The following is a 13,489-nucleotide window of genomic DNA, read 5'->3' as shown; positions in this document are numbered from 1 at the left end:
CATTCAGTCGTCGCCGAGCAGCGCACGCAGATGCGGATCGTCGGCGAGCACCTCCCGCATCCGCGCGCGTTCACGAGTCCGCTGGGCCTGGGCGTGAATCCAGTCCTGCACCGCCTGTACGACGGCCACGTTCACCGGGATGCCGTCGGCCTCGGCCGCGTCGGCCAGCTGGGCTTCGACCTCGTCGGGGAGCTGCACGGTGATCGTCTTCATCACCTCATGATCCCATCGTGCATCGGTAGACGACGGCGGCCCCGCTCCTAAGGGAGCGGGGCCGCTGTCGGTTGTGCGTTGCCGATCAGGCGACACCCTCGCGGCGCGCGGCCTCGGCCACGGCCTCGGCGACGGCGGGAGCCACGCGCGGGTCGAGCGGGCTCGGGATGATGCGGTCGACGGCCAGTTCGTCGGCGACGACGTTGAAGATGGCGTCGGCGGCGGCGACCTTCATGCCCTCGGTGATGCGGCGAGCGCCCGCGTCCAACGCGCCCTTGAAGACGCCGGGGAAGGCGAGGACGTTGTTGATCTGGTTCGGAAAGTCGCTGCGGCCGGTGGCCACGATGGCGGCGTACTTGGCGGCCACCTCGGGGTGGATCTCCGGGTCGGGGTTCGACATGGCGAACACGATCGACTCGGGGGCCATCGAGGCGATGAGCTCCTCGGGGATGGTGCCCGCGGACAGGCCGAGGAACACATCCGCGCCGGCCAGCGCGTCGGCGGCGCCACCGGTCAGGCCGCGCGGGTTGCTGCGGGCGGCCAGGTCGGCCTTCACGCCGTTGAGGCCGTCACGACCGATGCTCACGATGCCCTTGGAGTCGAGCACGACCACATCGGGAACGCCCGCGGCCAGCAGGATGTTGGCACACGCCACACCCGCGGCGCCGGCGCCGGAGACGACGACCTTGAGCGCCGACATGTCGCGGCCCTGCTGCGCGGCGGCACCCTTGAGCGCGGCGAGCACCACGATGGCGGTGCCGTGCTGGTCGTCGTGCATGACGGGGCAGTCGAGCGCCTCGATGACACGGCGCTCGATCTCGAAGCAGCGCGGCGCCGAGATGTCTTCCAGGTTCACCGCACCGAAGCTGGGTCGCAGGCGGATCAGGGTCTCGACGATCTCGTCGGGATCGGTGGTGTCGAGCACCAGCGGGATCGAGTTGAGGCCCGCGAACTTCTTGAACAGCGCGGCCTTGCCCTCCATCACGGGCAGCGAGGCGCGCGGACCGATGTCGCCGAGGCCGAGCACGGCGGTGCCGTCGCTGACGACAACGACGAGGCGATCGGTCCAGGTGTAGGTCTTGGTGAGGGCGGGGTCCTCGGCGATCGCGCGGCTCACCTGGGCGACGCCGGGGGTGTAGGCGATCGACAGGTCGCGCTGGGTCTCGAGCGGCGCGCTGAGCTCGACCGACAGTTTGCCGCCGAGGTGACCGGCGAAGATCTCCTCGTTGGTGATAGCAGCGAGGCTGGCTGCGTCATCGGCCTGGGGCGCCGCGGTGGCATTCGGTGCGTCAGTCACAGGTGACACGATTTCACTCCTGCTCGAGTCGGGCTCAACCGGGGGACGGTTACCGCCGGGTTTTTCTGAAAGCCGGGTTTATCTGGAATACGGGATACATGACGCTCATCGGGTGCGCGGCCGCCCGCGTTTCCGGACGGAACCGGATGCGGGGCGCGACACTGAACCGCGGAGCGGAGCCGGACGGGTGGTCCGGGCGAGCAAACGGGTCGACCTTCGGCCACGACGGTGCGTCGCGAGGCGGACGGTCTCCAAAATCCCCGAACCCGGCGGTGGCAAGGGAAGGGAATTCGCACCATTCTGCCAGCCCGGCCGCGCGGTTGCCAAACCGGTGCGGCGTGTCAACGAGCTGGGCGTCATCCGTCGAGCGTAGCCGTGTCGAATTGCCGTAGAGTTAGCGAAAACTCGCAGCACCGGTGCGGTCGCCGGTGAACAGTCACACCGTGACGGTGGTGTTCGCGGTGAGCTCACCGCCGCGCGGATCGGGCCGCTGCTCCGGGCGCACCCAGACCTCGTCGAGCCCACCACAGCGCAGTCTGAGCCGCCACTCGGCCAGCACATCGGGGTGGTCGATGCGCCGGTGGATGCCACGGCTCTCGGTGCGGGCGAGGGCGCTGTGCCCGGCCCACCGCGCGACGGCGAGCAGGGCGGCGGCCTCGCGGGCGCGCAACTGCTCGGCACCGGTGCCCCCGAGCTCGAACCGGGCGCCGGGCCACATGGCGTCGAGTTCGGCGATGCTGTCGGTGAGGCTGTCGGCGCTGCGCCGGAAGCTGCGGCGCAACGGCAAGGTGTGTTCCTGGACGAGCCCGATCACCGAGCGCGGGTCGATGTGGGCGTGTGGACCGAGTCCGGCCCCGGGCGCGGGCGGCAGGGCGGCATCGTCACGGAAGACGGTGGCCACGCGGGCGGCCCCCTCCCCCGCCCAGCTACCCGAGGCGAGCGCCCAGGCACCACGCAACCCGTCCGAGCACCCTGCTGCCCCGGCGACGACCTCACGACCGGCGACGCCGCCCGCGGCGAAGAGCCCGGGCACGGTGGTCGCGCAGTCGGCGCCGGTGAGGGCCAGTCCGCCGCAGCCGCGCACGGTGCCGTCGAGCACCGCGCGCACCGGCACCCGGCCCGCCGCGTCGACCGCGCCTTGCCTGCGCAGCCAGTGTCCGACCACCTCTGGCACGTCGTCGAGCGCGGCGAAGATCCGCCTGCCGTCGGCGATGGCGGCCAGCGCCGCGGACGTGCGCCCAGGTAGCTCGGCCCCGGATTCGTCGTAGAACGCGGCGAAGCGCACCGCGAGCCCACTGGCGATCGTCCGATGCGGGTGCACCCGGGCGAGCACCGGGGCCAGGACGTAGGCGCTGGAGAATTCCATGCCCGTCAGCTCGGCCCCGGCCTCCGCCGCCATCAGCAGACCGTCGCCGGTGTTCACCTCGGTGCCCGCGCCGCCGGACCCGAACGCACAGCCGCCGGTGGCCACGACCACCGCGCCCGCGCGAATCGTCCAACGCTGAAAGTTGTTGTGCCGCCGCACCCCTGCGGCGCCGACCACCCGTCCCGAGCGATCGACGAGCAGGTGCAGGGCGGGGTGGTGATCGAGGATGCGCACACCGGCCTCGAGCGCGCCGCGACGCAGTCGGCGCAGGTAACTCGCTCCGTCGAACCGGATCCGTCGCGGGTCGGCGACCTGCCTGCCCGACCAATTCCGCAGCCGCTCGTGCGCCTCGTCGATGACGCGGTGCAGCCAGGCCGGATCACCCAGACCGCCGCCGCGCACCAGCGCACGCTCCACGGCTTCGGCCCGCGCCTGACCCGGCGGAATGTCCCACACCGTCGTCGCGCCGTAGACACCCGGCCCGCTCGAACCGCACCGGCCCTTGTCGACCAGCATCACCCGCGCCCCGTGCGCGGCCGCGGAGACGGCGGCCCAGAGTCCGGCGGGTCCGCCGCCGAGAATCAGAACATCCGTCTCCAGGTTGCCCATACTGAGAGATATTCGGGCACAGTTCACCCTTCCGCAACCATTAGCGGACTGTCATCCCCACCACTGTGTCCACAGCAGGGCGCCGGTCATCACGAACACGACGGCCGACCCGGCCAGAGCCGCCGCCCCACGCCGCCGATCCGCGACGATCTGCGCCCCGACGACGACCACCGTCACGAGGACATGCCACGTCAAGGATTCGCCTCCCGGCCCGGGAAAGTCGCGGCGCGCACCGATCAGCGCGGCACCGACGACCACACACAGCAGCGCGACCACACCGCCCGCCACCACACCGCTCAGCGCCCGGACCGCCGTCACGAGGAGATCACCGGAACCCCGCTCGCCTTGCCGATCAGTGCCTCGAACTGTTCCGGATCGGTGCGGCAGGCGCCGATCTCGATGGTCTTGTTGCTGCCGTGGTAGTCCGACGACCCGGTGCGCACCAGGCCGAGCTCGCCGGACAGCTCGGTGAGTACCGCCCGATCGGCGTCGCTGTGATCGGGATGGTCGATCTCGAGGCCGGTGAGACCGAGCCCGGCCAGGTTCCTGATCTCGTCGAGCGCGAGCAGCCTGCCGCGTTTGCGGGCCCGCACGTGGGCGAGCACGCTCACCCCGCCCGCGTCGGCGATCAGCTGCACCGCGCGCGGCAACGGCGTATCCACCTTCTCCGCGTAGTACGGCCCGTGCGGGGCGAGCAGGTCGACGAACGCGGCGTCGACACTGGCCACCACACCCGCCGCGACCAGTGCCCGCGCCAGATGCGGACGCCCCGCGGCCGGCCCGGCACCGGCCAGCACGGCCTCGGGATCGATCGGCAGACCGTCGGCCACCATCAACTCCGCCATGGCACGCACCCGCGCGATGCGCTCGGCCCGCAATCGTTCACGTTCCTCGGCGAAACCGCGGTCGGCCGGGTCGAACAGGTAGGCCAGCAGGTGCACCGGAACAGGAAAACCGTCCTCCCCCATGCCGGTACACGACATCTCCATCCCGCGAACCAGTGTGAGTCCCGGCGGACGCGCCGCTTCGGCCTCGGCCCACCCGCCGGTGGTGTCGTGGTCGGTGATCGCGACGACGTCGAGCCCGGCCGCGGCGGCGTGGCGAACCAGTTCGGCCGGGGTGTCGGTGCCGTCGGAGGCGGTGGAATGGGTATGCAGGTCGATGCGCACACACTCAGTCTTACAGTGCGGTGTCGGCCGGTGTGCGGCCGTCGACCTGCCCGTAACATCCGGATGTGCCTTCCTTCCCGTCCCTGCCGAACTTTCACAAGACGGGTCGTGCCGCGGCGACCGCGCGGCCACGGGTGCCGGTGCCGACCGCACGCACCATCGTCGACTGCGGTGTCTACGTCGACGGCGAGCGGTTACCCGGCCGTTTCACCCCGCAGCAGGCGCTGGCGGAGGCGCGCGGTACCGACTCGGGTTTCGTCTGGGTCGGTCTGCACGATCCCGACGAGACGCAGATGAACGACATCGCCCAGATTTTCGGGCTGCATCCGCTGGCGGTCGAGGACGCCGTGGTCGGGCGTCAGCGCCCCAAGCTGGAACGCTACGACGACACGCTGTTCCTGGTGATGCGCACGGTCAGTTACGTGGAACACGATATGCACGCCATCAGCGAGATCGTGGAGACCGGCGACATCATGGTCTTCACCGGTCCGCATTTCGCGATCACCGTTCGCCACGGGGAGCACACCGGCCTGTCGGGGGTGCGAAGGGAACTGGAGGGTCATCCCGATCAGCTACGGATGGGTCCGCCCTCGGTGTTGCACGCTGTGGCCGATCACGTGGTCGATTCCTATGTGGAGACAACCGAATCCATCGAGGAGGATGTCAACGAGATGGAGGAGGCGGTGTTCACGCCGAACTCCAAGGTGGGCATCGAATCGATCTACCAGCTCAAACGCGAGGTCGTCGAGCTGCGCCGGGCGGTGTCGCCGCTCGGCGTTCCGCTGGAGCGGTTGGTGAACAACCAGGACCTGCCGGTACCGACCGAGTTCCGGCGCTATATGCGCGATGTGGCCGACCACCATGTCAGCGTCAACGAACAGATCGCCTACTTCGACGAGGCGCTGAGCAGCCTGGTCAACGCCGCGCTCGCCAAGATCAGCGTTCAGCAGAACACCGATATGCGCAAGATCTCGGCGTATGCGGCCATGGCGGCGGTGCCGACCATGATCGCGGGTGTCTACGGCATGAACTTCGACTACATGTGGGAACTGCACCAGCGGTGGGCTTATCCGGCGGTGGTCGCGTTGATGGCGGTCCTGTGCGCGTTGCTGTTCCGCAGTTTCCGCCGCAACAAGTGGCTCTAGAGGTTCACCGCACCGCGACCGGGATCGCGCACGTCGATACCCGCCTCCGCCCACGCGTCCCGCAAAGCCTGCGCGCCACGCACCCGCACCCAGGCGGCCTCGGTGGCGGTCACCGGGGTGACGCTGAGGTAGCGCACCGGTTCGGCCGGTTCGGGCAGCACGATCTCGGGCACCTCGCTCTCGCCGAGCAGCACCGCGGTGAAAGGCCCGTTGTGCCACAACGGTTCACCGAGATCGAGCAGCGCGTCGGCTTGCAGCACAACGCCTTCCACCGACGGCGTGGCGACGAGCACGCCGAGTGAACGAACCAGGCCCGCCTGCGGCCCGGCAGCGGCCAGCAGGGTGAGCACGAGTTCGGCGCGGGGGCCACGGACCGGATCGGCGAGCAGGTCGGCCGGGTCGCCCATGGGATGACGCGAGCCGCCGAGCGTCGCGTAGTGCACCACACCGTCACCGGGGATGCGCAGGATCTCGATCGGTTCCAGCCCGAGGAACGTCACCGACGCGGAATCCACACCGGCGCGCTCGACCTCGAAGTGGTCCAGCACCGCGGTGCGGACCGAATTCACCACATCCATTGCGTCACAGCGCCAATCGGGCCAGCATGTCGCGGGCGCGTTCGGCGGTCTTCGGGTCGCACAGCACGTCGTAGCGACCGGCGACCAACTGCATGGTCGACGCGAAGTCGCGCTGCCCCTTGGTCGCCGCGTAGGGAATGGACGTGGTGATGACACCGAACACGATGCCGCCGAGCAGACCGACGACCAGCGGACCGAGCGCCCCACCGGTGGTGGTGAACAGGCTCAGCAGCAGGCCGAGGAACAGGCCGAGCCAGGCGCCCGACACCACACCACCGCCGATGACCTTGCCCCAGGTGAGCCGGTACAGCACCCGCTCCACCTGCATCAGGTCGACGCCGACGATGGTCACGTCCTGCACCGGGAACTGGTTGTCGGCCAGGTAATCGACCGCGCGCTGCGCCTCGGCGTAGGTCGGATACGACCCGACCGGCCAGCCCGACGGCGGCGTCGGCAACGCCTGCCGCCCGCGGTTCGAGTTGCCCAAGGGATTCGTCATAGTCCCATTCTGCTATTCCTGGCCGGGTTGTGGCGGAGTGAAACGGGTGGTCCTGCTCATTCCGGCGGCGCGGCCCTTCTCGGCTATGACCTGTGCCATCTTGGCGGAGGCCTCGTCGATCATCTCATTGCCGAGCATCACCGCGCCACGAGCACCGCCGGCGGCCGAGGTGTGGAAGGCATAGGCCTCGAGGATCAACTCGGCGCGGTCGTAGTCCTCCTGGCGCGGGCTGAAGATCTCGTTGGCCGCGTCGATCTGGTCCGGGTGCAGCACCCATTTGCCGTCGAAGCCGAGCGCGGCGGTGCGCGCGGCGGCCCGGCGGAAGCCGTCGACATCGCGAACCTGCAGGTAGGGGCCGTCGATGGCCTGCAGGCCGTGGGCGCGGGCGGTGAGCAGGATGGTCATCAGGATGTGGTGGTAGGCATCGCCGGTGTCGTAGCCGGGCGGCTGTTCGCCGACGACGAGGGTGCGCATATTCAGGCTCGCCATGAAATCGGCGGGACCGAAGACCAGGGCCTGCACACGGGGGCTTGCGGTGGCGATCTCGTCGATATTGCGCAACCCCATGGCGTTTTCGAGCTGCGGTTCGATGCCGATGCGCCCGACCTCGAGCCCGCACACCTTCTCCAGCTGGGTCAGCAGCAGATCCAGCGCGCGCACCTGGCCCGCGTCGGTGACCTTGGGCAGCAGGATCGCGTCGAGTTCGCGGCCCGCGCCCTCCACCACCGTGATGACGTCGGCGTAGGTCCATTCGGTCGTCCAGTCGTTGACCCGGACCACTCGCAGCTGCTCACCCCAGCCCGGTTCGTGCAGGGCGGCCACGATATTGGCGCGCGCCGACACCTTCGCCTCGGGCGCGACCGCGTCCTCCAGATCGAGGAAGACCTCGTCGACCGGCAGTCCCATCGCCTTGTGGATCATCTTCTGGCTACTGCCTGGCACGGCGAGCACCGAACGGCGGGGCTTCATGGGAGCACGCTCCTTACTACTAGCCTGAGGTCATGGCAACCACCAGGGTGTACGTCGCCCGGCTCGCCGGCCTGACAGTGCTGGGTCCGGACGGGGAGTCTATCGGCCGGGTCCGGGACGTGGTCGTCGCCGTCCGGTTCGGGCGGCAACCGCCGCGCGTGCACGGTCTGGTCGTCGAGTTGCCCACGCGCCGAAGGATTTTCGTGCCGATGCTGCGGGTCACCGCGATCGAGCCGGGCGTGGTGACGCTCAATACCGGAACCGTGAGCCTGCGCCGGTTCGCCCAGCGCGCGGGCGAATTGCTCGCGCTGGCCCAGATCGTCGACACCCGGGTGCACGTGCACGACCCGGACCTGCCCGATCTCGAGGATGTCGACGTGTTCGTCGCCGATCTCGGCATCGAGCAGACCCGCACCAGGGACTGGGTGGTCGGCCGGATCGCGGTGCGCGGACACCGGCGCATCGGGCGCAGGCGGACGGTGCACGTGGTCGACTGGTCGTCGGTGAGCGGCCTGACACCGGCCGCCGTCGGCAGGCCGGGCCAGGATGTCACCGCGCTGCTCGCCCAATTCGAGGGACTGCGCGCCGCCGACGTGGCCAACCGGTTGCGCGAGCTGCCCGAGAAGCGCCGCGTGGAAGTGGCGATCGCCCTCGATGACGAACGCCTCGCCGATGTGGTGCAGGAACTGCCCGACGACGACCAGGTCGACCTGCTCGGCCACCTCGAGGTCCGGCGGGCCGCCGACGTGCTCGAGGCCATGGACCCCGACGACGCGGCCGACCTGCTCGGCGAACTGCCCGAGAGCGAAGCCGAATCGCTGCTGGCCCTGATGGACCCGGAGGAGTCCGAACCGGTGCGCCGGTTGCTCGCCCACTCCCCCGACACCGCGGGTGGCCTGATGACCACCAAACCGGTCGTACTCAGTCCGTCGACCACGGTCGCCGAGGCGCTGGCCCGCGTCCGCGATCCCGATCTCACCCCGGCCCTGGCCTCGATGGTCTTCGTCGTCCGCCCGCCCACGGCCACCCCGACCGGCCCATATCTGGGCTGCGTGCACATCCAGCACCTGTTGCGCGAGCCACCCGCACACCTGGTCGGCGGCATGGTCGACACCGACCTGGCCGCCCTGACCCCGGAGCTACCGCTCTCGGCCGTCACCCGTTACTTCGCCACCTACAACCTGGTCTGCGGGCCGGTGATCGACGACGAGAACCACCTGCTCGGGGCGGTCACCGTCGACGACGTGCTCGACCATCTGCTGCCCGAGGACTGGCGCGAGGAGGAAACACCCCCGCTGGAACAGACCGAGCCGATGCCGATGGATACCGAGGGCATCACCGGGCGGAAGGACACCGCGTGAGAGGACAGCGCCCGGAGGAGGCAGCTCGCGTCACCACGCAGGGCGCCCGAGCACGCGGAAAGGAATCAGCGTGAGTGAGAAAAACCCGGCCAGGCAGCGGCTGGAAACCCCGGTCGGGTCGCGGTTGCGGTTCGACTGGGATTCCGAGGCATTCGCGCGCAGCAGCGAGAAGGTCGCCCGGTTCCTGGGCACCGGGCGTTATCTGGCGATCCAGACCATCATCGTCATCGTCTGGATCCTGCTCAATGTCTTCGTGGTGGCGCTGCGCTGGGACCCGTACCCGTTCATCCTGCTCAACCTGGCCTTCTCCACCCAGGCGGCCTACGCGGCGCCGCTGATCCTGCTCGCCCAGAACCGGCAGGACAACCGCGACAAGGTCTCGCTCGAGGAGGACCGCACCCGGGCCGCGCAGACCAAGGCCGACACCGAGTTCCTCGCCCGTGAGCTGGCGGCGCTTCGCCTGGCCGTCGGCGATGTCGCCACCCGCGACTACCTCCGGCGCGAATTGGAAGAGATCAAGGAAATGCTCGACGGCGCGCCGAAGGCGGAGACGAAGCGAAAAGGCGCCCGCAAGAAAACCTCCGGTCAAACGCCGTCTCCGCCCCCGGTTTCGCCTGGTGGTCCAGATGAGTAACCGGAAATGCTCTGTAAGTACCTGACCGATGGGTAACCTGGATCACGTTGTTCCGGGCGGGCCGGAGGGGGGACTCTGCGGCGCCGCTGCTTCGACGTAAAGGGTTGGTGTGGCCGCAATGCGAATCTCTGCTCCGATAACTATGTCGGCCCTTGTCGTCGCGGGACTCGTCGCGTCGGGATCGGCCGCGCACTCGTCGAACCCGAGCACCGCGCCGAGCGCGCCGGAGGCCTTGCTCGCCGCGAACAAGAGCACCACCGACCACACACCCGAGAGCGATCCGTCCGAAATCGTCGGCCTGCTACCGGTGACCCAGGAGGCGCCGCGCAAACTGCGCGCGCTGAGCCCCTCGGCCAACAGCCTGGCCCCCTTCGCCGGAACCGTACCGCTGCAATCGATTTCACTACCACCCGGCAGCGGCACGCTCGGCATCCCCGAGATCGTGCTCGCCGCCTACCGCAATGCCGAACTGGCCATGCAGACCGCCCAGCCCGGCTGTGGGCTCACCTGGAACCTGCTGGCGGGCATCGGCCGCATCGAATCCGGGCACGCCAGCAGCGGGCGAACCGACGCCGCGGGCACCACGACCACACCCATCTTCGGACCCGCGCTCGACGGCACCCTGCCGGGTAACGAGATCATCAAGGAGGCCGACGGCGGCTTCGTCCGCGCCGTCGGACCCATGCAGTTCCTGCCGAGCACCTGGGCGCACTACTCGGCCGACGGCAACGGCGACGGCACAGCCGACCCGCACAATGTCTTCGACGCCGCCCTCGGCGCGGCCAAGTACCTGTGCTCCGGCGGGCTGAACCTGCGCGACGCGGCCCAGGAACTGCGTGCCGTCCTGCGCTACAACAACTCGATGTCGTACGCGGCCAATGTGCTCAGCTGGTCGGCGGCCTACCGCACCGGCGGCGCGCCGAGCCAGGTGTCGATCTCGCCCGACATCGTGCCGCCCGGCAGCGCGCCGACCGTCGCGCCGAACGTGCTCGCGGCCGACACACCCGTCACGGCGGCGCCGCCGTCGACGACGAACCAATTGCCGCCCAACACACCGAAGGTCACAACGCCGACCCAGGTGATGATCACACTGCCCGGCTTGCCGCCGATCCCCTGCGGCATCTTCTGCCCCGCGCCCGTCGCACCCGCCCCCGAGGGGTGTGTGAACGAGCCGCTGCCCGCGCAGATGCCCAACCCCATCGCGCCCGCACCGCAGACGTTCGGTGCGCAGGCGCAACAGAATCCGGCACCGCAGGATCCGGCCGCCGCTCCCCCGCAGCCCGGTGAGCGCACCGAGCAGGCGGTGTGCACCCCCGCCGAACAGCCCGCGCCCGCCGAGGCACCTGCACCTGCACCTACTCTGGAGAAGACTCCGGAACCAGGTATCGCCCCCACCGAGGAGCCCGCGCCGCCCGCCGCTCCGGCACCGGCGCCACAGCCCGCAATCACGTTGCCGTTCAACATCGTTGTCCCGCTGCCGCCCGCCCCGCCGGCCCCCTAGAAATCAAACCGAAATTCAGATCACGGAGGGGTAACAAAAAGGTCTCGGGTGCGGTAATCTCGGCTCATGGGTCGTCATCGTAAACAGCCTGCAACGACGGTTCGACGTAGTTCGATCATCGCGCTCACCGGCTTGGTTCCGGCCGGACTCGTGGCCGTCACCGCCGCCGCCACCGACACGACCACCGCCGAAATGGCGGCCGTGGAGCACGATCTGCCCGAACTCGACACCGAGACCGGCCCCGAATTCGCCGCCGCACCGCAGGCCGAGGTCGCCGAGGTCGTCCACGCCGAGGCCAAGCAGTCGCGGTCGGCCACCCCCGAGGTGAAAACCGTTGCGCTGTCCGGCGATCGGGTCGCCTCCGACCTGCCCGCCGGGCCGCTCGGCATCCCCGGCATCGCGGTGGCCGCCTACCAGAACGCCGAACAGCAACTGGCCGTGGAGAATCCGCACTGCGGCATGTCGTGGTCGCTGCTGGCGGGCATCGGCCGCGTCGAATCCACCCACGCCTTCGGCAAAGCCGACGCCGACGGCAACCCGATCAAGGCCGTCTACGGTCCCGTCCTCGACGGCAGCCTGTCGGGCAACAACGTCATCCACGACAGCGACGGCGGCGCCCTCGACGGCATCGGCGGCTACGACCGCGCCATCGGCCCCATGCAGTTCCTGCCCGAAACCTGGGAGCGCTACGCCGCCGACGGCAACGCCGACGGCATCGCCGACCCGCAGAACCTCTACGACGCCGCCCTCACCGCGGGCAAGTACCTCTGCGACGGCGGCCTGAACATGCGCGACCTGTCCCAGCAGTCCAAGGCGATCCTGCGCTACAACAACTCCATGGCCTACGTCGCCAACGTGATGGCATGGTCGGGCTCCTACTCCAGCGGCCTCGCCCCCAAACCGCAGGACCTCCCGCGCATCCACTGAGCACGCGCCCCACACCCGGCCGGGAAACCGGTGCAGCCTAATATCGGACATATGGCAGTGATTACGGAAGCGGATGTGCGGGCGGCGCTCGCGAAGGTCGACGATCCGGAGATCCGCAAGCCGATCACCGAGCTCGGCATGGTCAAGAGCATCGCCATCGCCGACACCGGCGACGTGCACGTGGAGGTGTACCTCACCACCTCGGGCTGCCCGCTGCGCACCGAGATCATCCAGCGTGTCACCAAGGCCGTCGCCGACGTGCCGGGTGCGGGCGCGGTGACCGTCGACCTCGACGTGATGAGCGACGAACAGCGCACCGAGCTGCGCAAATCGCTGCGCGGCGACTCCGCCGAGCCGGTGATCCCGTTCGCCCAGCCTGGTTCGCTCACCCGCGTGTACGCGGTGGCCTCGGGCAAGGGTGGCGTCGGCAAGTCCAGCGTCACCGCCAACCTGGCCGTCGCCCTCGCGGAGCGCGGGCTGTCGGTCGGTGTGCTCGACGCCGACATCTACGGTCACTCCATCCCGCGCATGCTCGGCACCGACGCGAAGCCCACCCAGGTGGAGCGGATGATCATGCCGCCCATCGCCCACGACGTGAAGATGATCTCGATCGCGCAGTTCACCCAGGGCAACACGCCCGTGGTGTGGCGCGGTCCGATGCTGCACCGCGCGCTGCAGCAGTTCTTGGCCGACGTGTTCTGGGGCGATCTGGACGTGCTGCTGCTGGACCTGCCGCCCGGCACCGGCGACGTGGCCATATCCATCGCCCAGCTGATCCCGAGCGCCGAGATCCTGGTCGTCACCACCCCGCAGATCGCCGCCGCCGAGGTGGCCGAACGCGCGGGTGCCATCGCCCTGCAGACCCGTCAGCGGATCGCGGGCGTCGTCGAGAACATGTCCTGGCTCGACCTGCCCGACGGTTCGCGCATGGAGCTCTACGGTTCCGGCGGCGGCCAGGTGGTCGCCGACCGCCTCACCCGTGCCGTCGGCTCGACCGTCCCGCTGCTCGGCCAGATTCCCATCGAGCAGGCCCTGCGCGAAGGTGGCGACGCGGGTACCCCGATCGTGCTCGCCGATCCGGAGAATCCGGCCGCCGTCGCCCTGCGCGGCGTCGCCGACAAGCTCGCCGTCCGCAAGCGCGGCCTGGCGGGGATGTCGCTCGGCATCGACACCACGCGCCACCTCTGACCGCTCCCGCTGATGCGGGACTTGTCGGTGGGT

Annotated in this window: 14 protein-coding genes; 6 read left to right on the top strand and 8 right to left on the bottom strand. The window is 69.6% G+C overall.

Translation table 11 applies throughout. From position 1 onward, the window contains the following. Positions 1-3: 3 nt before the first annotated feature. The 5 genes from ACWEVR_RS02345 to ACWEVR_RS02325 all read right to left on the bottom strand — a co-directional run bounded on the left by ACWEVR_RS02345 (position 4) and on the right by ACWEVR_RS02325 (position 4,654). On the bottom strand, positions 4-213 hold the full coding sequence (locus tag ACWEVR_RS02345) for a hypothetical protein (protein WP_452465491.1): 210 nt from the start codon (positions 211-213) through the stop codon (positions 4-6). An 85-nt stretch (positions 214-298) separates the two neighbouring features. Then, entirely contained in the window at positions 299-1,519 is a 1,221-nt protein-coding gene (locus ACWEVR_RS02340; RefSeq protein ID WP_067637664.1) for an NAD(P)-dependent malic enzyme, read from the bottom strand. Positions 1,520-1,946: 427 nt separating this feature from the next. Beyond that, positions 1,947-3,485 carry an FAD-binding protein gene (locus ACWEVR_RS02335; protein ID WP_452465490.1) on the bottom strand — a complete coding sequence of 513 codons (1,539 nt, stop codon included), beginning with the start codon at positions 3,483-3,485 and terminating at the stop codon, positions 1,947-1,949. Positions 3,486-3,536: 51 nt separating this feature from the next. Continuing rightward, complete coding sequence (locus ACWEVR_RS02330) at positions 3,537-3,803, bottom strand: hypothetical protein (protein ID WP_067486049.1); 267 nt, start codon at positions 3,801-3,803, stop codon at positions 3,537-3,539. Beyond that, the gene (locus ACWEVR_RS02325) at positions 3,800-4,654 is read right to left on the bottom strand and encodes a PHP domain-containing protein (protein WP_452465489.1); all 855 of its coding nucleotides are present in this window, start codon (positions 4,652-4,654) and stop codon (positions 3,800-3,802) included. The genes ACWEVR_RS02330 and ACWEVR_RS02325 overlap by 4 nt, the downstream gene beginning before the upstream one ends. A 65-nt stretch (positions 4,655-4,719) precedes the next feature. Here ACWEVR_RS02325 and ACWEVR_RS02320 point away from each other — a divergent pair, with 65 nt between their 5' ends. Then, positions 4,720-5,799 (top strand): magnesium and cobalt transport protein CorA, encoded by a 1,080-nt coding sequence (locus ACWEVR_RS02320; RefSeq protein WP_452465488.1) that lies wholly within the window; start codon positions 4,720-4,722, stop codon positions 5,797-5,799. On the opposite strand, the gene ACWEVR_RS02315 is transcribed toward ACWEVR_RS02320, so the two are convergent. From ACWEVR_RS02315 to ACWEVR_RS02305, 3 genes are read right to left on the bottom strand one after another with little or no spacing between them, the layout of a single operon-like run. Next, positions 5,796-6,377 (bottom strand): suppressor of fused domain protein, encoded by a 582-nt coding sequence (locus ACWEVR_RS02315; protein WP_452465487.1) that lies wholly within the window; start codon positions 6,375-6,377, stop codon positions 5,796-5,798. The two genes, ACWEVR_RS02320 and ACWEVR_RS02315, sit on opposite strands and share 4 nt — an antisense overlap. A 4-nt stretch (positions 6,378-6,381) precedes the next feature. Beyond that, positions 6,382-6,876, bottom strand: coding sequence for a general stress protein (locus ACWEVR_RS02310; protein WP_067486041.1), 495 nt, complete (start codon positions 6,874-6,876; stop codon positions 6,382-6,384). A gap of 12 nt (positions 6,877-6,888) precedes the next feature. After that, positions 6,889-7,845 (bottom strand): HpcH/HpaI aldolase/citrate lyase family protein, encoded by a 957-nt coding sequence (locus ACWEVR_RS02305; protein ID WP_067637676.1) that lies wholly within the window; start codon positions 7,843-7,845, stop codon positions 6,889-6,891. A gap of 32 nt (positions 7,846-7,877) precedes the next feature. On the opposite strand from ACWEVR_RS02305, the gene ACWEVR_RS02300 reads away from it, so the two are divergent. From ACWEVR_RS02300 to ACWEVR_RS02280, 5 genes are all read left to right on the top strand, one after another. Continuing rightward, the gene (locus tag ACWEVR_RS02300; protein WP_452465486.1) at positions 7,878-9,206 is read left to right on the top strand and encodes a magnesium transporter MgtE N-terminal domain-containing protein; all 1,329 of its coding nucleotides are present in this window, start codon (positions 7,878-7,880) and stop codon (positions 9,204-9,206) included. A 70-nt stretch (positions 9,207-9,276) separates the two neighbouring features. Beyond that, on the top strand, positions 9,277-9,840 hold the full coding sequence (locus ACWEVR_RS02295) for a DUF1003 domain-containing protein (RefSeq protein ID WP_452465485.1): 564 nt from the start codon (positions 9,277-9,279) through the stop codon (positions 9,838-9,840). Positions 9,841-9,958: 118 nt separating this feature from the next. After that, complete coding sequence (locus ACWEVR_RS02290; protein ID WP_452465484.1) at positions 9,959-11,341, top strand: lytic transglycosylase domain-containing protein; 1,383 nt, start codon at positions 9,959-9,961, stop codon at positions 11,339-11,341. Between the two features lie 66 nt (positions 11,342-11,407). Continuing rightward, entirely contained in the window at positions 11,408-12,268 is an 861-nt protein-coding gene (locus ACWEVR_RS02285; RefSeq protein WP_378669321.1) for a lytic transglycosylase domain-containing protein, read from the top strand. 51 nt (positions 12,269-12,319) lie between these two features. Beyond that, a complete protein-coding gene (locus tag ACWEVR_RS02280) occupies positions 12,320-13,456 on the top strand; it encodes an Mrp/NBP35 family ATP-binding protein (protein WP_452465483.1) in 1,137 nt (378 codons plus the stop codon). The last annotated feature ends 33 nt before the right edge of the window (positions 13,457-13,489 follow it).

The organism is Nocardia sp. NPDC003979 (genome assembly GCF_053605015.1).
Note: the sequence above shows the minus strand (reverse complement) of the source record. Positions and strands in the feature narration are given on the sequence as shown.